This is a genomic window from Pantoea sp. PvP021 (genome assembly GCF_054056055.1).
Window position 1 is genome coordinate 409,635 of the sequence record NZ_JBSRXX010000002.1, and the last position, 15,993, is coordinate 425,627.

The 15,993-nt window shown below is 53.2% G+C and carries 19 protein-coding genes; 7 read left to right on the top strand and 12 right to left on the bottom strand.

Features of this window, described 5'->3' with window-relative positions:
• Window positions 1–65: 65 nt before the first annotated feature.
• Window positions 66–1,496 carry a 6-phospho-beta-glucosidase gene (locus ACVKSX_RS11075; RefSeq protein WP_033780331.1) on the bottom strand — a complete coding sequence of 477 codons (1,431 nt, stop codon included), beginning with the start codon at window positions 1,494–1,496 and terminating at the stop codon, window positions 66–68.
• Between the two features lie 36 nt (window positions 1,497–1,532).
• The gene (ascF, locus tag ACVKSX_RS11080) at window positions 1,533–2,999 is read right to left on the bottom strand and encodes a PTS cellobiose/arbutin/salicin transporter subunit IIBC (RefSeq protein WP_111534246.1); all 1,467 of its coding nucleotides are present in this window, start codon (window positions 2,997–2,999) and stop codon (window positions 1,533–1,535) included.
• Between the two features lie 256 nt (window positions 3,000–3,255).
• Between ascF and ACVKSX_RS11085 the strand changes: the two genes are divergently transcribed.
• Window positions 3,256–4,275, top strand: coding sequence for a LacI family DNA-binding transcriptional regulator (locus tag ACVKSX_RS11085; RefSeq protein WP_354438627.1), 1,020 nt, complete (start codon window positions 3,256–3,258; stop codon window positions 4,273–4,275).
• Here ACVKSX_RS11085 and ACVKSX_RS11090 read toward each other — a convergent pair.
• On the bottom strand, window positions 4,272–5,021 hold the full coding sequence (locus ACVKSX_RS11090; RefSeq protein ID WP_061902137.1) for a DeoR/GlpR family DNA-binding transcription regulator: 750 nt from the start codon (window positions 5,019–5,021) through the stop codon (window positions 4,272–4,274). The genes ACVKSX_RS11085 and ACVKSX_RS11090 overlap by 4 nt on opposite strands.
• Before the next feature lie 76 nt (window positions 5,022–5,097).
• Window positions 5,098–6,360 (bottom strand): DUF1479 domain-containing protein, encoded by a 1,263-nt coding sequence (locus ACVKSX_RS11095; RefSeq protein ID WP_124890637.1) that lies wholly within the window; start codon window positions 6,358–6,360, stop codon window positions 5,098–5,100.
• Between the two features lie 255 nt (window positions 6,361–6,615).
• On the opposite strand from ACVKSX_RS11095, the gene ACVKSX_RS11100 reads away from it, so the two are divergent.
• Window positions 6,616–7,437: a Cof-type HAD-IIB family hydrolase gene (locus tag ACVKSX_RS11100; RefSeq protein ID WP_159226933.1), complete on the top strand. Its 822-nt coding sequence runs from the start codon at window positions 6,616–6,618 to the stop codon at window positions 7,435–7,437.
• 29 nt (window positions 7,438–7,466) lie between these two features.
• On the opposite strand, the gene ACVKSX_RS11105 is transcribed toward ACVKSX_RS11100, so the two are convergent.
• On the bottom strand, window positions 7,467–7,859 hold the full coding sequence (locus ACVKSX_RS11105) for a winged helix-turn-helix transcriptional regulator (protein WP_010246990.1): 393 nt from the start codon (window positions 7,857–7,859) through the stop codon (window positions 7,467–7,469).
• 111 nt (window positions 7,860–7,970) lie between these two features.
• On the opposite strand from ACVKSX_RS11105, the gene ACVKSX_RS11110 reads away from it, so the two are divergent.
• On the top strand, window positions 7,971–9,020 hold the full coding sequence (locus ACVKSX_RS11110) for an NAD(P)-dependent alcohol dehydrogenase (protein ID WP_124890635.1): 1,050 nt from the start codon (window positions 7,971–7,973) through the stop codon (window positions 9,018–9,020).
• A gap of 220 nt (window positions 9,021–9,240) precedes the next feature.
• Here ACVKSX_RS11110 and ACVKSX_RS11115 read toward each other — a convergent pair whose 3' ends face one another.
• The 3 genes from ACVKSX_RS11115 to ACVKSX_RS11125 form a co-directional block, all read right to left on the bottom strand.
• The gene (locus ACVKSX_RS11115; protein ID WP_010246994.1) at window positions 9,241–9,927 is read right to left on the bottom strand and encodes a RipA family octameric membrane protein; all 687 of its coding nucleotides are present in this window, start codon (window positions 9,925–9,927) and stop codon (window positions 9,241–9,243) included.
• A 93-nt stretch (window positions 9,928–10,020) separates the two neighbouring features.
• Window positions 10,021–10,263 (bottom strand): hypothetical protein, encoded by a 243-nt coding sequence (locus ACVKSX_RS11120; protein WP_060679282.1) that lies wholly within the window; start codon window positions 10,261–10,263, stop codon window positions 10,021–10,023.
• 2 nt (window positions 10,264–10,265) lie between these two features.
• A complete protein-coding gene (locus tag ACVKSX_RS11125; protein WP_033787112.1) occupies window positions 10,266–10,490 on the bottom strand; it encodes a hypothetical protein in 225 nt (74 codons plus the stop codon).
• Between the two features lie 230 nt (window positions 10,491–10,720).
• On the opposite strand from ACVKSX_RS11125, the gene ACVKSX_RS11130 reads away from it, so the two are divergent.
• Together ACVKSX_RS11130 and ACVKSX_RS11135 are read left to right on the top strand one after the other, a co-directional pair.
• Complete coding sequence (locus tag ACVKSX_RS11130; protein ID WP_010247001.1) at window positions 10,721–11,029, top strand: hypothetical protein; 309 nt, start codon at window positions 10,721–10,723, stop codon at window positions 11,027–11,029.
• 201 nt (window positions 11,030–11,230) lie between these two features.
• Window positions 11,231–12,325, top strand: coding sequence for a sensor domain-containing diguanylate cyclase (locus ACVKSX_RS11135; RefSeq protein WP_033773481.1), 1,095 nt, complete (start codon window positions 11,231–11,233; stop codon window positions 12,323–12,325).
• Between the two features lie 35 nt (window positions 12,326–12,360).
• Here the strand turns inward: ACVKSX_RS11135 and map are convergent, their stop codons facing one another.
• Both map and ACVKSX_RS11145 read right to left on the bottom strand, forming a co-directional pair.
• Entirely contained in the window at window positions 12,361–13,146 is a 786-nt protein-coding gene (gene map / locus ACVKSX_RS11140) for a type I methionyl aminopeptidase (protein ID WP_045140062.1), read from the bottom strand.
• On the bottom strand, window positions 13,143–13,388 hold the full coding sequence (locus ACVKSX_RS11145) for a ParD-like family protein (RefSeq protein WP_010670432.1): 246 nt from the start codon (window positions 13,386–13,388) through the stop codon (window positions 13,143–13,145). Before ACVKSX_RS11145 ends, map begins: the two co-directional genes overlap by 4 nt.
• Before the next feature lie 341 nt (window positions 13,389–13,729).
• Between ACVKSX_RS11145 and ACVKSX_RS11150 the strand changes: the two genes are divergently transcribed.
• Window positions 13,730–14,146: a cell envelope integrity TolA C-terminal domain-containing protein gene (locus ACVKSX_RS11150; RefSeq protein WP_033743904.1), complete on the top strand. Its 417-nt coding sequence runs from the start codon at window positions 13,730–13,732 to the stop codon at window positions 14,144–14,146.
• Window positions 14,147–14,275: 129 nt separating this feature from the next.
• Here ACVKSX_RS11150 and ACVKSX_RS11155 read toward each other — a convergent pair whose 3' ends face one another.
• Entirely contained in the window at window positions 14,276–14,524 is a 249-nt protein-coding gene (locus tag ACVKSX_RS11155) for a hypothetical protein (RefSeq protein ID WP_191924070.1), read from the bottom strand.
• A 147-nt stretch (window positions 14,525–14,671) separates the two neighbouring features.
• A complete protein-coding gene (locus ACVKSX_RS11160) occupies window positions 14,672–15,106 on the bottom strand; it encodes a hypothetical protein (protein WP_122459766.1) in 435 nt (144 codons plus the stop codon).
• A gap of 133 nt (window positions 15,107–15,239) precedes the next feature.
• Here ACVKSX_RS11160 and ACVKSX_RS11165 point away from each other — a divergent pair, with 133 nt between their 5' ends.
• A complete protein-coding gene (locus ACVKSX_RS11165; RefSeq protein WP_050679303.1) occupies window positions 15,240–15,914 on the top strand; it encodes an SOS response-associated peptidase family protein in 675 nt (224 codons plus the stop codon).
• The last annotated feature ends 79 nt before the right edge of the window (window positions 15,915–15,993 follow it).

Sequence of the window (15,993 nt, forward strand, 5' to 3'; positions counted from 1 at the left end):
AGCGTTCTGTTCCGGCGTTGCTGTCGCGCCAGTAACAGCATGACGATAGCTTTTAAGTGACGTTGTCACTCAAGATCCGCACCATTACTGGCAATGACTTTTTTGTACCACCAGAAGGATTTCTTCCGCGTGCGCGCCAGCGTGCCGTTACCCAGGTCGTCGCGGTCAACATAGACAAATCCGTAGCGCTTGCTCATTTCACCCGTTGAGGCGGCAACCAGATCGATACAGCCCCAGCTGGTGTAACCCATCACTGGCACGCCATCCTCGATCGCGTCGCCCATGGCGCGGATATGTTCGCGCAGATAGCTGATGCGGTAATCATCGTTGATCTCGCCATTTGATTCGATCTCATCGCGCGCGCCCAGGCCATTCTCCACCAGAAACAGCGGCTTCTGATAGCGGTCATACATCATATTCATCGTGATGCGTAAGCCGAGCGGATCGATACCCCAGCCCCACTCACTGCGCGGTACATGGGGATTGGTCAGGGATTTCACCACATTGGCGGCGCTGCTGTTCTGCTCGTTCATCTCGGCCGAGGCGCAACGTGAGGCGTAGTAGCTGAACGAGACAAAATCGACGCTGTTTTTCAGAATGTCGTCATCGCCGTCAGCGATCTCAAGCGTCACACCTTTTTCACGGAATACGCGGGCGGCGTAGGCCGGATAGGCCCCACGCGCCTGCACGTCAATAAAGAACAGGTTTTCGCGATCCTTTTCCAGCGCAGCCCAGACATCTTCCGGCTTGCTCGACCAGGGATAGAAGTTGCCGCCTGCCAGCATGCAGCCGACCTGGTTCATCGGATTCACTTCATGCGCGATGCGCGTCACCAGCGCGCTGGCGACCAGTTCATGATGGGCCGCCTGATACTTTACCTGATCCTTGTTCTCACCGGGTTCGAACACCAGACCGGCGCCGGAAAAGGGGCTGTGCAGCAGGATATTAATCTCATTGAAGGTCAGCCAGTATTTCACCAGGCCATCAAACGCCTCAAAGCAGCTGCGGGCATAGCGGGCAAAAAAGTCGACCATTTTGCGATTGCGCCACGAGCCATATTCAGTCACCAGATGCATCGGCACATCAAAGTGACAGAGCGTGACCAGCGGTTCGATATTATATTTCCGGCACTCCTCAAAGACCGCGCGGTAAAAGGCGATGCCTTGCGGATTGGGCGTCAGTTCATCGCCATTGGGATAGAGACGGCTCCAGGCAATCGACGTGCGGAACACGCTGAACCCCATCTCCGCCATCAGCGCAATGTCTTCCGGATAGCGGTGATAAAAATCGATGGCTTCATGGCTGGGATAAAATTCATCGTCACGCAGGGTAAAACGCTTTTCCAGACCGAGTTTGACCGGCATACGGTGCAGGCCATGTGGAATCATGTCGACGGTGGTTAAGCCCTTTCCGCCTTCACGAAAGCCGCCTTCACTCTGGTTGGCGGCCAGTGCGCCGCCCCATAAAAATCCTTGCGGAAACCTTGAATCAGACATGCAATCCTCTTTTCCGGGTCAGCGTGACCCTTTCCTTTAGTGGCTATTAATCGCGTTAGCGCGTTCGGTAACGGGCGCAGGTTGCGTTGCGCTTTCGGGTGCGGTGTTGGTTTCGGGCTCGGTTTCAGGAATATCTTCAAAACCTAACAGCAGCGTCAGCACAAATGACAGCACCACAGACAACACCATGACCGCACCGACCCAGACAATACTCATGGGATTGGTGGGATCGAAGAACTGTACGCTGGTAAACAGGCCGGGAGAGGCCATGGAGTGGCTGGCCAGCCCGCCAATGCCCGCGACCGCGCCACAGATAAAACCACTGATCAGACAGGCGATCAGCGGTCGTTTTAAACGGACCGCAACGCCATACAGCGCCGGTTCTGAAATGCCGGCAATAATCGCTGATGCCGCCGCTGCCAGCGCGGTCTGGCGCAGTTCACGGTTTTTGGTCCGGAACGCCACCGCCAGCGACGATCCCCCCAGCGAGAGGTTGGCACCAATCTCTGACGGCATCACCATGCCCTCTTTGCCGGTTTCGGCAATGGTCTGGATGATGGTGGGGGTGAACACCCGATGCATCCCGGTCATCACCAGCAGCGGCCAGATTGCGCCCATAATCGCGACGGAAAGCCAGCCAAGATAGCCATGCACGGTGTAGACCAGCGCGGAGATGCCGCTGCCGATCCAGATACCAATCGGACCAATCAGCACAATCGCGATGGGTGCCGCAATCAGCACAATCAGCATCGGTTTCAGGAAGTTTTTAGTGACGGCAGGGGTAATACGATCCACGCCGCGCTCGATGTGCGACAGGATCCAGGTCATCACCAGCGCCGGGATTACGGTGTAGGTATATTTCACCGCGGTCACCGGGATGTAAGCAAATTCCACCGCCTGACCCTGTGCCGCTTTCGCCATCAGTTCAACAAAGTTGGGATGAACCAGTACACCGGCAATGGCGATCGCCAGCGACATGTTCGTTTTGAATTTCAGCGCCGCAGAGGCGGCCACCATGATCGGCAGGAAGAAGAATGCGCCATCGCCAATCACGTTGAGGATGACCAGCGTTGATGAGCCTTTCTCAAACACGCCCGCCATATCCAGGATCATCGCCAGCAGCTTAACCATTGACCCGCCAATAATGGCCGGAATCAGCGGCGACATGGTGCCCACCAGCGCATCAAGAATACCGGCGCCGATGCCTCGCAGCGTGATTTTACGTTTTACGGGTGCAGTCGATGTCGCTGCGGGCGATCCCAGCTCCAGCACCGCCTGATAAGCCTGTGACACGTTGTTACCAATGATCACCTGGCATTGAGTGTCGTTGTGCACCACGCCCATAACGCCATTGATCGCCTTGAGCCGGGGATAGTCGACCTGGTTTTCATCTTTCAACACAAACCGCAGGCGGGTCATGCAGTGGGTTACGGCTTCGATATTGGTGAGGCCGCCTAGCGCATCGACGATGGCGCGTGACACCTCGGCATAATTTCTGGGCATGATCGCTCTTCTCTGTAGGGTAAATCGGTCAAAGTTTTTATGTTTTTGCGCCTGCGGACAGGCAAATAGGAAACCGGTTTCACAAAATCATGAAGTGCTTTCACAGCGCCGACAAGCGTCAAAATCATCAAGATCTCTTTTTTGTGAACTCCATCACCTGATGCTGCCAGGTAACTTCATACTAAGGCGGGGTAAATATTTCCAAGATTGAGAGGCTTAGGTAGACTGCAGGACGACGCAGCAAAGGAGCATCACCATGGCAACGATTCAGGAAGTGGCAAACAGGGCGGGCGTCTCAAAAGCGACAGTGTCACGTGTGCTCTCGGGCAATGGCTATGTCGGGCAGGAAAAGCGCGAAAAAGTACTGAAGGCGATTGCCGAAACCGGATACCGGCCCAATCTGCTGGCGCGCAACCTGGCGACAAAAACCTCTCAGACCATTGGACTGGTGATCACCAATACGCTCTACAGCGGCAGCTACTTCACTGAACTAATGGCACACTCCGCGCGCATACTGGAGCAGCAGGGCCGCCAGCTGATTCTGGCGGACGGCAAACACACCGCTGAGCAGGAAGAGGCGGCGATACAGTTTCTGCTCGATCTGCGCTGTGACGGCATTATTATCTATCCGCGCTTCCTGAGCATTGACGCGCTGGATGCGATTATCTCCCGGCACAAACAGCCGATACTGGTGATCAACCGGCGGCTGCGCGTCAACCATAGCTACTGCATTTACAGCGATCAGCATGCCAGCAGCGCTGCGGCGGTGAGCCATCTGCTGAATCAGGGGCATCGCGAGATCGCGTTTATCACCGGTTCGCTCGATTCGCCGACCGGCGTGGAGCGGCTTTCCGGCTATCACGCTGCGCTGACCGCACAGGGCATTGAAGCCGATTCCCGGCGAATCGTGACCGGTAAATGGACGGCGCAGAGCGGTATGGCGGCCGTGGACCAGCTGCTGGAACGCAGGGTGACATTCAGCGCGCTGGTGGCGAGTAATGATGAGATGGCGATTGGTGCCATCAAACGTCTGACTGAATGCAACATCGCGGTACCCGGGCAGGTTTCGGTGATTGGCTTCGATGATATTCCGCTGGCGCCCTTCATCACGCCGTCGTTATCCAGCATGAAACTGCCGGTCACCGAGATGATCGATGAGACGATTAACCGCCTGCTGACCATGCTGGATGGCGGAGACTGGCATACTCAGGCACCTTTCACGGCCAGCCTGATGCTGCGGGGCTCCGTTACTAAAGGCCCCGGCCGTTCTGCTTAACCTGCGGCGATCTGTATCACCTCTATCGCCTGTTCCCTGAGCTGCGCTACCGTCGCCGCATCCAGCGTCTCATCGGTAATCACATGCCCGACCTGATAACCGGATGAGAGCGGATAGGGGTGAATCTGACCAAACTTGGAGGCGTCTGTCAGGGCATAGCTCTCAGCGCCTTTCGCCAGCACGGCATCCACCACATCACAGCGCAGCATGTTGCGGCCGGTAAAACCGGTCTCCGGATGCCAGCCATCCACGCCAACAAATGCCCGATGAAAATGAACCTGCTGGATGGAATACCGCGTCAGCGGGCCGACTACTGACTCACTGCTTTTCTGCAGCAGGCCACCGAGCACAATCACCTCACAAGTGGCTTCCCGAAGAAGCTGGGCAATATAGTGACTGACGGTAATCAGCGTAAGATCGGCGCGGTCAGCCAGCGCACGCGCCAGCAGCGCATTGGTGCTGCCGCCTTCGATGAACACCGATTCACCCGCCTGAACCAGGCTGGCCGCATGTCGTGCCAGCGCCTGCTTGATGGGATAGCGGGTATTCATGCGGGTGCCGACGTTATCGCTGTCCAGCGCCAGCGCGGAACCGTGAACCCGCCGCAGCAACCGGTCGCGTTCCAGCAGCGTGAGATCCTGCCGCACCGTCACTTCAGAAACCCCGGTAAGCTGCGCCAGTTCGCTGACCGTTACGCTGCCCCGGCTATTAACCAGTTGAATAATCTGATGATGTCGCGGGTTCATAATTGCGTTTCGCAGAAAAAAAGAAGCTCCAGTGTAACAGGGATATCCCGCGCTGGTGTACAACGCGGGATTGGGATCAGGACAAATCCAGCGACCGGCGTCCGTTAAGATTGAGATCCTGCAGCGTAAAACGCTGGCCCCACTCTGTTTCATAATCTTCTGGCGGAAAATCTCCCGGTGAACGTCCCTGCTCCAGGGCCTGTGCAACCCGCCGGGCATAGGCGCGGTTTTTGTCACACATAGGTGCAGCGGGGATATACATCACATTGCCCCAGCCCTGCTGATCTTCAACCGGTGCAACGGCGTGGATCACATCACAGTGCCACCATACCGAATCGCCCGCCTCTAAGGCCGGTATCGAACAGAGTCCTGCAATCAGGTGCGGATGCCACTGTTCATTAACGGGCAACACCCGGCCCGGCGCGACGCCGCACAGTTCATCTTCAGGTACGTCTGAAAGCAGCGGGCGCAGCAGAACATAGGCCATCGCCTGCGGCACCGGCACCACGTGCAGCAGGCCCTGACCGGGGATCATATCGGAGAGTGCGGTCCAGCCCTGAAAGGTCCGGAACACGGAACATTTGGTGGTACCCGGCAGATCATACTCATCCACTTCGGTGCGGTGAGCTGCATCCCAGGGGTCGTAAGCGGCAAAATCACCGTGAAACAGCTTACTGAAAACCTGCTGATACGCGGGGAGTAACCAGCGTTCCAGCGCGCCGGAATCGGTATGGGCGCCTAATCCCTTCGAGGTGGTGCCCGGCAAGCGGCGACGGATGCGATCGGGATAGATAACGCTGACATCCGGGTCAAACCACTGCTTTCCCTGTGATTCAGACTTCCATAACCGGTTCAGAAAAGATTGCGCGTCAGCCATTGCCGCGCTCTGCCGCGCCTGCATTTGCGCCTGTGACCAGTAAATCGGATAGATTTCGGGGCGGGAGGCGGCCAGCGATCCAAAAAAGTCATCGCCGGGGCCGCGATAGTGTTCGTCAAACCGGTTGTGATCCAGATAGTCGAGCATCGACTTATCCCATGCCAGCGCCTGCTCACGCGCGAAGTGCTGCTTAATTACCACACAGCCGCGACGTTTAATCATCGCCCGGGTTTCATCCGAAACCTTTCCCGCTGCAATGTCCTGCATGGGCACTACCGGCCAGGCACTGCCCGTGCGCTTTTCATCTGCTTTTGCTTCAGCAATCGCAGCAGTGATGTTGTCGCAAACCTGACGGAAAAGGGCATCGACATCACCAATCTGTTGGCGTAACTGCTGTTTCATCTCGCGAATAGCGGTTTTGACGTCGTCAGGTAAAGGGGTTGATCGGGAATCTTCACGCATCTCGTGCTCCTGAATATCTGGGGGTTGAGTTACGAATGTAATTAAAATAACCTTCATTCGTAATATTCGACTGAGGTTAACATCCTTTTAACGAAAAAAAACGTGCGTGATAACACAACTCCGGAACCGGAACGCTCTGAAAGCCGTTAGCAAAGTCACTATTTGCATTCTCATTAATCCACACAGCGAGTAAGCTTTATGAATCAAATCAATCAGCCGAAAGGACAGAACGGCGAACGTATAGGGGCAGGCGAGATGGCGGTTAAGATGATTGCGGTGGATATGGACGGCACCTTTCTGGACGACAATAAGCAGTACAACGTTCAGCGGTTTTCACGTCAGTATGCGCTGCTGAAGCAGAAGGGCATCCGTTTTGTGGTGGCCAGTGGTAATCAGTATTACCAGCTGCAGCGCTATTTTCCCGACATCAAAGATGAGATCGCTTTCGTGGGGGAAAATGGCGCATGGGTTTCTGACTGTAATGAAGAGATCTTCTGCGGAGAGTTAGCTCAGGAGAAAGTGCATAAGATCCTCGATATCCTGGCGCATGAACCTGACATTGCGGTCGTGGTCTGTGGACGCAACGGCGCCTATATGCATTCATCCACCTCTGATGAGGTGATGGCAATGCTTGCAAACCACTATCACCGGCTGGAAAAACGCGATGACCTCTATGCCATCGACGACACCATATTCAAATTCTCGCTGAAGCTGGAGCACGAAGGGGTTGATGCACTGCTGCAAAGACTGCATTCCCGTCTGGGCGAGCTGGAAAACATCATGCATCCGGTATCCAGCGGTTTTGGCTTTATTGATCTCATTATTCCCGGCTGCCATAAGGCACACGGCATTGCGCTGCTGCAGGAAAAGTGGGGCATCAGCGATTGCGAAGTGCTGGCGATTGGTGACAGCGCCAATGATATTGAGATGCTGCGTCAGGCCTGCTTCAGTTTCTCAATGGCCAATGCCGCTGATTCGGTCGCTGCCGTGGCGCGCTATCAGACTCAGAGCAACAATGATGAAGGCGCGCTGAATGTCATTTCCCGCGTGCTGGCGCGCGAATTCCCGTTCGATTAAGCCTGCACTGCGTGAGAACTGGCGGCCTTCTATCCGCCACTCTCCTGATGGCTGCGCGCGTGATGTTCCATTTCATCCAGCGCAGCCTGATTCTCCAGTCCCCACTGATACATCTGCTCTATTGGCTGTGCGAAGGTATGCCCCAGCGGCGTGAGGCTGTATTCCACTTTTGGTGGCACCACCTGCCACACCTGACGCGACACCAGTCCGCGCTGCTCCAGCTCACGCAGCGTCTGAATCAGCATCTTCTTCGAAATACCCTGCAGGCTGCGCTCCAGTTCACCCGTGCGTGCCCGATTTTCCGGCCAGTGATAGAGCGCATGCAGCACCATCGTGCTCCACTTCACCGAAAAAAGTTCCAGCAGGCGGCGTGGCGGTGAATCCGCATAAAAGCAAAGTTTTCCTTCAACCCAGACCGGCATAGTGACTTCCCAGATAGTATGGTAACCAAAAGGTAACTACTACCAAATGGGGTTCCGTGTGTCTATAGTGGGCCGCTTTCTTTACGACCACCAGGTGAGAAGAGGCAACAGATGAAAATTAACGCGCTGATAGCGTCCCAGGCAGAACAGCCGCTGCGGGCAGGCCAGGTAGAGTTACGCGAGCTGCAGGCTGACGATGTGAAAATCGAAATTCTTTACTGCGGTGTCTGTCACTCCGATCTGCATATGGCCCGTAATGAATGGGGAGTCAGCCGCTATCCGCTGGTTCCCGGTCACGAAATTGTCGGACGCGTAGTGGCAGTGGGCGGCAACGTCACTAAATTTGCCGCCGGGGATACGGTTGGCGTTGGCGTGATGGTCGACTCGTGCGGTGAATGCCATTTCTGTCAGCAGCAGGAAGAGCAATATTGTGAGGCGGGTTTCACGCCGACCTACAACGGTACGGATAAATACACCGGCAATACGACATTTGGTGGCTATGCGCAGCATGTCATCGCCGACCAGCATTTTGTGGTCACGGTGCCCGACAATCTGGCGCTGAATGCGGTGGCACCGCTGCTGTGCGCTGGCGTGACCGTCTGGTCACCGTTGCAGCATTTTAAAGTCAAAGCAGGCGATCGTGTGGGTGTGGTCGGGCTCGGGGGACTGGGTCATATGGCGGTTAAACTGGCCAGCGCACTGGGCGCAGAAGTCACCCTGTTTACGACTTCTCCGGCGAAAGGGGAAGATGCACGCCGGCTCGGCGCTAAGAACGTGGTGATCTCACGAGACGCCGCACAAATGGCTGACTGCCAGGCGTCACTGGATATCATTCTGGACTGTGTCGCTGCACCACACGACCTTGATCCTTATCTCGGTGCGCTGAAAACCAATGGTCAGCTGGTGCTGGTGGGCATTCCCGATCAACCCCATCCATCACCGAATGTGACACCGATGGTGTTTCGCCGCCTGAGCATCAGTGGCACATCGATTGGCAGCATTCAGGAAACGCAGCAGATGCTTGACTTCTGTGGTCAGCACAACATCACGGCTGATGTTGAGATGATCACCGGTGAAGAGGTCGAAACTGCCTTTGAACGTATGCTGACCAGTGATGTGAAATATCGTTTTGTCATCGATATGCAGAAAACCCACTGGTGATGAATACGGCCCGCTGTGAAAGCGGGCCGTCAGACTTTTACACGGGCTGAACCCGAAAGATAAAGCCCTGCATATAGTTACAACATACTTATATACTTTAGTATCGACCGTTCTCATTGAACTCCGTGCAGCAGGGGTCTTGCAGCAAAATCGTTCTGATTAAACAAAAAAATACCCGGCTCATTGACCGGGTATCTGTTTTGACGTTTACGGGGTGCAGTTAATCCTGCTCTTTATCCGTGTCACTCTTTTCCGCTTCTTCTTTCTCAACAACATGGGTAAAAGGCTTAAGCAGCTGAATATCCAGAATCACATAAACCATGGTGCTGATAAACAGGGAGATGACACTGCCAAACACCCCGCTGGTGGTAAACGTCAGATAGTTATAAATCACCAGCCAGGTCAGGCAGATAAACAGCGCGAGCGAAATAGAAAGGTTGGGCACGGAGTAGTTGCTGGTACCACCGCCCTGGGTATGCGTCGCTTTAAACAGATTTCCGATGGAGTATTTCTCCAGCACCAGGATAGTCCTTTCCCAGTTACGCTGTTTACGCGCGCTGGCGCGGGTCAGGAACAGATAGAGAATAGAGATGAAGAAGCCGGAGAAAGCGATCAGCACCGGAATCGCTTCCAGCGCATATTCAATACTCTTATGAGGCGTGCCAGTGGTGCTGAGATCAAGCGTCAGAGAGGCACCCAGCGCAGCATATAAAAAGAGAAACAGAATCAGAAAAGTCAGACTACGTTTCCAGTCGCCATCAGCCTCTGCACCTTTTTGCTGGATGGCCAGCTGAAGCGATTGCTGAATCTGTTGTGCCTGTGGTGAGTCTGTTTCAACGGTGTGGCATGGCGCAGCAAAGAAGTTGTGCATAAACAGCTCATCTTCTTTATGAATGGTGATTTTCATCAGAAACCTGTATTCGGGAAATTTTCTTTATTCTAATCAGCACAGCATGAATTAACAGTAACTTTGGCTTTATACCTTCAGCCCCGCACTGACTCAGCGGGATATCAGGTTTAGCAGGCTACCTGAAACTGAATCGGTTGCGAAACTCTGCTCAGCATTATCCTCTTCGTGACGCAGTTGCTGATAGCGCAGCAGCGCGGCATCGGCGTTATCGGCATGCACCACGTCCCACACCATCTTATAGCCATCAGCCATTAACGCGTCCGGCTGATCCTGCCGCTCAGTGTTCACGGCTCTGACTGTTTGCTCTTTCTGAAACAGACGATAGTCTGGCATGGCTATTTCTCCCCAGTCTGGTCCAGCGCTTTAAATTGCTTAATGGCTTCATTGATATTGTTGGTATCGACGGTTGCAATACAGCGATCGCCATTGAACACCTCATAGCGGGCATTATGCAGCTGAAACAGTAAATCCCTGCCACGGAAGTGTATACGTTTCTGTTTAACGCCAATCCCATGCCGCCGTAATAGTGCCTGTGACAGGCGATCGGTCTCTTTTATCATTCCTTCAGCTCCTCGGCAGTACGTGGTCACTGCCAGTAAACCTGATGAACATTAGTTTTATATTAAGAGATAACCCTATTTTTTACATGGCTAAGCGCAGGTTTCAGAGAAATTACCGGGCGGCGTGTGCTGACGGAATCAGCAGCTCACCGGATTAATGCCATTCCCTGCGTTAACGGACCGCAAATGCGGTACACTTGCCGGAATAACTCGCCACAGGACACGCCGCTATGAACGATAAAAAGATGATTTCCATTGATCAGTTCAACGCTGATGAACGACTGGCCGTCGAGCAAACCTATAAGGGCCTGGCCGAGAAGTACCGTCAACGAACCGGTAAAGAGCCTGATAGCAAAAAAGAGAAAGAATTCAATAGTGAAGCTCGTCAGATCATCATGACCAGCAAACTGGAGAAGGAGAGGGCGCAGGCTGAGAAGGAGAAGAAAAAACCGCTGCGTAAGAAAAAACCTTCTTCAATGACCGCCAGCGAAGTCAGCGATTTCAACTGGTCTGCCTCAGTGGTTAAAGGCCGCCGATAAAAAGCCTCCGCGCGTATTCATGGCGCGCGGTATCTTCTCACATTACTGCTAATGTCCCCTGACTGCCATCGTCCCCGGCACACAAGTCACAGGCTGACGAGATGCCTTTCGCGGCCCGCAATAAGAATATTCTGTAAATAGTTACCTTAATTCATTAATTGCCGATAAACTGCCATAACCTGTTGCTGCTTCAGTCTGCATATGAATTACTACACTCCTGACGATATTCAGCTGAAGCGCCGATCAACGCGATTTGTGCGCCGCATGTTCATGATGCGCCAGCTCGGCACCTTTCTCTGTTTCCTGCCCATTCTGTCAGTATTGATGGAGCTGGGAAAAAGCCTGGAACTCTGCGCACTGCTATTTACTAATGCGTTTGTCTGGCCCTATGCCGCTTTCAGACTGGCATTGCGATCGCGCGATCCCACGGGTTTTGAACGTAAGAATCTGACGCTGGATGCCGCTTTCGGCGGCTTCTGGGTGGCAACCATGGCGCTGAGTCCGCTTCCCTCGATTATTATCATGGCGGTACTGATCTCTGATCGTTACTCGGCGGGCGGTTGGGTTCAGCTGAAGTCTGCTCTGCAGGCCTTTCTGTTGACCTTTTTACTGGCCTGGTTAGCCGAAAAGGCGCCTTTGCAGCTGACCTTCTCTACCCGCACCGTCTGGCTGACTCTGCCGCTCGCCAGCGGCTATCTGCTGGCGCTCAGCGTGGTTTCACACAATCTGACCCTGAGTCTGCGAAAGAAGAATCAGGAGCTGGAACGCATTGCGCTGATGGATCCTGGTCTGAAAATACCTAACCGACGTCTCTTTGAGCGGCGGCTTGAAAGCGAGTTTTTACGTACACAGCGAGGTGAGGGTAAAGCCTGGCTGATGCTGCTGGATGTCGATCACTTCAAACAGGTTAACGACACCTTCGGGCATGAAGCCGGCGACTTCCTGCTGGCAGAAATTTCGGCACTGCTGCGTGACAGCGTCGGCCTGAAAGATATACCTGCCCGCTTTGGCGGCGATGAGCTGTGTGTGATTGTGCGGGATGCGGATGAAACCAGCATCATGTTGCTGGCAGAGCAGATCAGACAGGGGATTGCCCTGCTGCGGCTGCCGGCTTCATCTACCTTTCAGTGCTCGGTGAGTATCGGGATTGCACCGGCATGCGATGCGGCGACAATTCATGAATGGCTGAGATGCGCCGATGAGGCGCTGTATCAGGTCAAGCGCGCCGGACGTAACGATGTGCAGTTGTGGCATTCCGGCACGCTGGAAACGCTGAGTGAAGTCAGGGGCAGTTAACAATGCAGCCTGAGACCCTGTCTCAGGCTGAGAGATTAAATCGCCGGGTAGTCGCCGGTGCCTTCAGGCCAGGGCGTGAGCAAATCAAAACCCTCATCGGTGACAGCGACAGTATGTTCCCATTGTGCCGAGAGCGAGCGATCTTTGGTGACCACCGTCCAGCCATCTGACAGTACGCTGGTTCCGGCTTTACCAGCATTAATCATCGGTTCGATAGTGAAAATCATGCCTGCTTTCAGTGGCATCCCTTCACCCGGCGTGCCGTAGTGCAGCACCTGTGGATCAGTGTGGTAAATTTCGCCGACACCGTGACCGCAATATTCACGAACCACCGAGAAGCCAGCCGATTCAGCGACACGCTGGATGGCCGCGCCCACATCGCCCAGCGTCGCGCCAGGACGGACGGTTTTGATACCGGCGACCATCGACTGATAGGTGATATCGACCAGACGTTTTGCACGGACTGACGGTGTGCCGACAAAGTACATCCGGCTGGTATCGCCATACCAGCCATCTTTAATGATCGCTACATCGATATTAACGATATCGCCATCCTTGAGTTTTTTGCTGGCCGGGATGCCGTGGCAGACCACATGATTGACCGACGTGCAGGTAGTGCGGGTATAACCGTGATAACCGATGTTTGCTGGCGTCACTTTAAGCTCATTCACGATGAAGTCGTGACAGATATCATCCAGTTCTTCCGTGGTGATGCCGGGACGGACGTGAGGTGTAATCATCGCCAGCACCTGAGCCGCAGCCTGTCCGGCTGCCCGTGCCATTTCGATTTCCGCTGCGGTATGAATTTTAACGCTGTTCATGACACGTCTCCTTGTGTGGTGAGGCTCTCTTTAGAGAGCATATTGCGTATATCAGCGCTGCCTTCCAGTTCAAGCCTGATTAGCATCTGCGAAAGTTGATGTTGGGTCTGCTGCGGATAGAGTTCTGCCAGCATACCGAGTTTTAGCCAGTGTTCTGCCTGTGCATTAATTGAGCGGCTCATCGCCTGACTGGCGATGCGCAGATTCTCATGCATCAGGTCGGAGATTTTTACAATACCCATGCAAGCCTTATATGAAACGTATATGTTTCGTATAGCTTAACGCCAACGGTGTGATTTGAAAAGAGGGGGGGGAGATTGTTGCGCGTCTGAAGCAGGGTACAGAATGATGACCCACGGCCACGCATTTCGGTGGGGATAGAAAATTTATAGATAATAGAGAGGTGTGTATGGCCAGGTAACAGTAGTGCAAGCTCCGCCGAAAAAGCACTGACACACTGGCTATTTGCTGAAAGGTTAGCTGATGACTGAGCAGATGAAATACTGGGTTGTTCTGGTGGCTGTGGATATTAAGTCAGTAGAATTAATGGTATAAAATATGGGCAAAGATCAGGGATGTAATCATGAAAAGAATAATTGCTTTGACTGCCGCATTGGCAGTTTCAGGATGCCATATGAGCACAAATCACATCCGACAAAAGGGAATTAAGACTCCCGACGCGTCAGAGATTAAAAGTCAGTGTGAATCTCAGACACCACAGCAAACTCAAGAGCGTGAAACTCAGCTTTGGCTCTGCCAGGCTGTTACAGCAATACAATATCGGTTTTTCGATGCAGATAATTATCGCGGTAAAACATGTGATGTAAGGATCAGGCAGCCGGAAGGCGAGCCTCCGGTAAGCATCAACGTTCAGGGCGGAGATCCAGCTCTGTGCGCTGCTGCAATTAAAGCAATCAAACAAGCTGCAGATGCCCACACTTTTCCAATGAGACCCGCCTTTATGAAGGATGAAATCCCGATACATTTTGCTCCGCAATAAGATTACATAGCTAAGGAAAGTGTTAAGCGTTGCACTTAAATGTCTAAACTCACAATCCCATAAGTCACCGTGCTGCTCTGAAGCTATGCCGTCAGATACCGGCTGCTAAAACTGTACACCGCGATGCATTTATCCGTTGTCAGCAGCAGACAGCAAACTTTTACTCCGGTACAAACTCCATTCAGCCCAGCAACTTTCAGGGTTGATATCGAAGTAACCGCGGCATTCAGCCATGGCGAGAGCAACATCACGCGGCACTTCGATAGTTGTGGCATTATCACGGATGCTACTGACTTCCTGCTCAGTAAGCGGACTTCCTTTCTCATTCTCAATTCTCATCAGTAATGGGATGAGGGCAGGTATAAAAACTATGGTCATGAGTTATATCTCATATTATTAAAGGTTCGTGTCCCTACGAAGTCACTAAAATATGACCTCTCCGGGGTGCGGTAAGTGGCATTCTGTAAAATGTGTCTTCCTGAAAAATATCAATTCATCGTCGTTTCATCGCTACAAGGCTTGAAATCAATTAACACTGCCCAGGCATACAGGCAGGTTTGTATAGCCCGGCTGGCTTACCATAGATAAGGGTGAACATGTCGGTGCCATATTCTGGCTAACTGGCTGAGCCTGGGGCTGATTTGGATACTGGTTGTCATAGCTGTTCGTTGAGGGTTTTCTTGCGGCCTGACGGCCCTTCTCACGCACGTAGGATGACGTGTAGTTATGGGCCTGGTATGCGCCATAACCCGCCACGCCCGCAGTAGCATATCTGGCCGTTCGCTTGCTGCTGGAATATCTCTTCTTGATTCTGGGTGTCGTTGTTTGTGATGAGTAAGCTGAACTAAAACTATGGCTGTAGCTTCTATGCCCACCCCCACCACGATGGCCGCGCGCATCAGCTGTAAACGAGGCAGCCATCAGTGATGCCATAGCCAGACTTAAAATAATTCCCTTCATTACTGCTCCAGTTTATTCATATTCATTAATTATGTTCTCGTCAAAAATCACGATATCTTCAGCCAGAAGAACAATTTTTTTAGATTTATTTAACTCGTTCAACGCTGCGCTATCCTTATGAGAGGAGGTCCCCATGTGTGGACGGTTTGCGCAGTACAGCAGCAGAGACGATTACTTTGCATCCCTGGGGATGAAGCCCGATGAAATTATTTATGATCCGGAGCCGATAGACCGCTTTAACGTTGCTCCAGGCACCAAAGTGCTCTTGCTCAATGAGCGGGATAATGAACTGCACTTTGATCCGGTTTACTGGGGTTACGGTCCGGAGTGGTGGGACAAACAACCGCTTATCAATGCGCGTGGTGAAACCGCTGCGACGGGACGCATGTTCAAACCGCTGTGGGAGCATGGTCGCGCCATTGTTCCTGCCAATGGCTGGTATGAATGGAAGCGAGAGGGCGACAAAAAACAGCCTTACTTTATCTACCACAAAGAGAAAGAACCGCTGTTCTTCGCCGCTATCGGCAACGCTCCTTATGGTAAGGATCATGGGCATGAGGGTTTTGTTATCGTAACGGCAGCGAGCAATAAAGGCATGGTTGATATCCATGACCGACGCCCGCTGGTTTTAAGTGCGGATGCTGTACGCGAATGGCTCAGTGCCGAAACCACGTCGGACCGTGCTCAGGAAATTGCACATGAAGCCGCATTGCCGGAAAAGGACTTTACCTGGCATCCTGTTACAGCCAAAGTCGGCAACATCCACAATCAGGGTGAAGCGCTTATTAAAGAGATCAAGCCTGACTGAACAGACCGATGAGGTGAGAGATTTACCTAGTTTCCCGCACCGTTTCCCGTTATAAAAACAGGATCACTCGTTTCTTAAT

Coding starts and splice junctions, on each gene's coding strand:
- ACVKSX_RS11075 (WP_033780331.1), bottom strand. CDS start 1,496: ATGTCTGATTCAAGGTTTCCGCAAGGATTTTTATGGGGCGGCGCACTG.
- ascF (WP_111534246.1), bottom strand. CDS start 2,999: ATGCCCAGAAATTATGCCGAGGTGTCACGCGCCATCGTCGATGCGCTA.
- ACVKSX_RS11085 (WP_354438627.1), top strand. CDS start 3,256: ATGGCAACGATTCAGGAAGTGGCAAACAGGGCGGGCGTCTCAAAAGCG.
- ACVKSX_RS11090 (WP_061902137.1), bottom strand. CDS start 5,021: ATGAACCCGCGACATCATCAGATTATTCAACTGGTTAATAGCCGGGGC.
- ACVKSX_RS11095 (WP_124890637.1), bottom strand. CDS start 6,360: ATGCGTGAAGATTCCCGATCAACCCCTTTACCTGACGACGTCAAAACC.
- ACVKSX_RS11100 (WP_159226933.1), top strand. CDS start 6,616: ATGGCGGTTAAGATGATTGCGGTGGATATGGACGGCACCTTTCTGGAC.
- ACVKSX_RS11105 (WP_010246990.1), bottom strand. CDS start 7,859: ATGCCGGTCTGGGTTGAAGGAAAACTTTGCTTTTATGCGGATTCACCG.
- ACVKSX_RS11110 (WP_124890635.1), top strand. CDS start 7,971: ATGAAAATTAACGCGCTGATAGCGTCCCAGGCAGAACAGCCGCTGCGG.
- ACVKSX_RS11115 (WP_010246994.1), bottom strand. CDS start 9,927: ATGAAAATCACCATTCATAAAGAAGATGAGCTGTTTATGCACAACTTC.
- ACVKSX_RS11120 (WP_060679282.1), bottom strand. CDS start 10,263: ATGCCAGACTATCGTCTGTTTCAGAAAGAGCAAACAGTCAGAGCCGTG.
- ACVKSX_RS11125 (WP_033787112.1), bottom strand. CDS start 10,490: ATGATAAAAGAGACCGATCGCCTGTCACAGGCACTATTACGGCGGCAT.
- ACVKSX_RS11130 (WP_010247001.1), top strand. CDS start 10,721: ATGAACGATAAAAAGATGATTTCCATTGATCAGTTCAACGCTGATGAA.
- ACVKSX_RS11135 (WP_033773481.1), top strand. CDS start 11,231: ATGAATTACTACACTCCTGACGATATTCAGCTGAAGCGCCGATCAACG.
- map (WP_045140062.1), bottom strand. CDS start 13,146: ATGAACAGCGTTAAAATTCATACCGCAGCGGAAATCGAAATGGCACGG.
- ACVKSX_RS11145 (WP_010670432.1), bottom strand. CDS start 13,388: ATGGGTATTGTAAAAATCTCCGACCTGATGCATGAGAATCTGCGCATC.
- ACVKSX_RS11150 (WP_033743904.1), top strand. CDS start 13,730: ATGAAAAGAATAATTGCTTTGACTGCCGCATTGGCAGTTTCAGGATGC.
- ACVKSX_RS11155 (WP_191924070.1), bottom strand. CDS start 14,524: ATGACCATAGTTTTTATACCTGCCCTCATCCCATTACTGATGAGAATT.
- ACVKSX_RS11160 (WP_122459766.1), bottom strand. CDS start 15,106: ATGAAGGGAATTATTTTAAGTCTGGCTATGGCATCACTGATGGCTGCC.
- ACVKSX_RS11165 (WP_050679303.1), top strand. CDS start 15,240: ATGTGTGGACGGTTTGCGCAGTACAGCAGCAGAGACGATTACTTTGCA.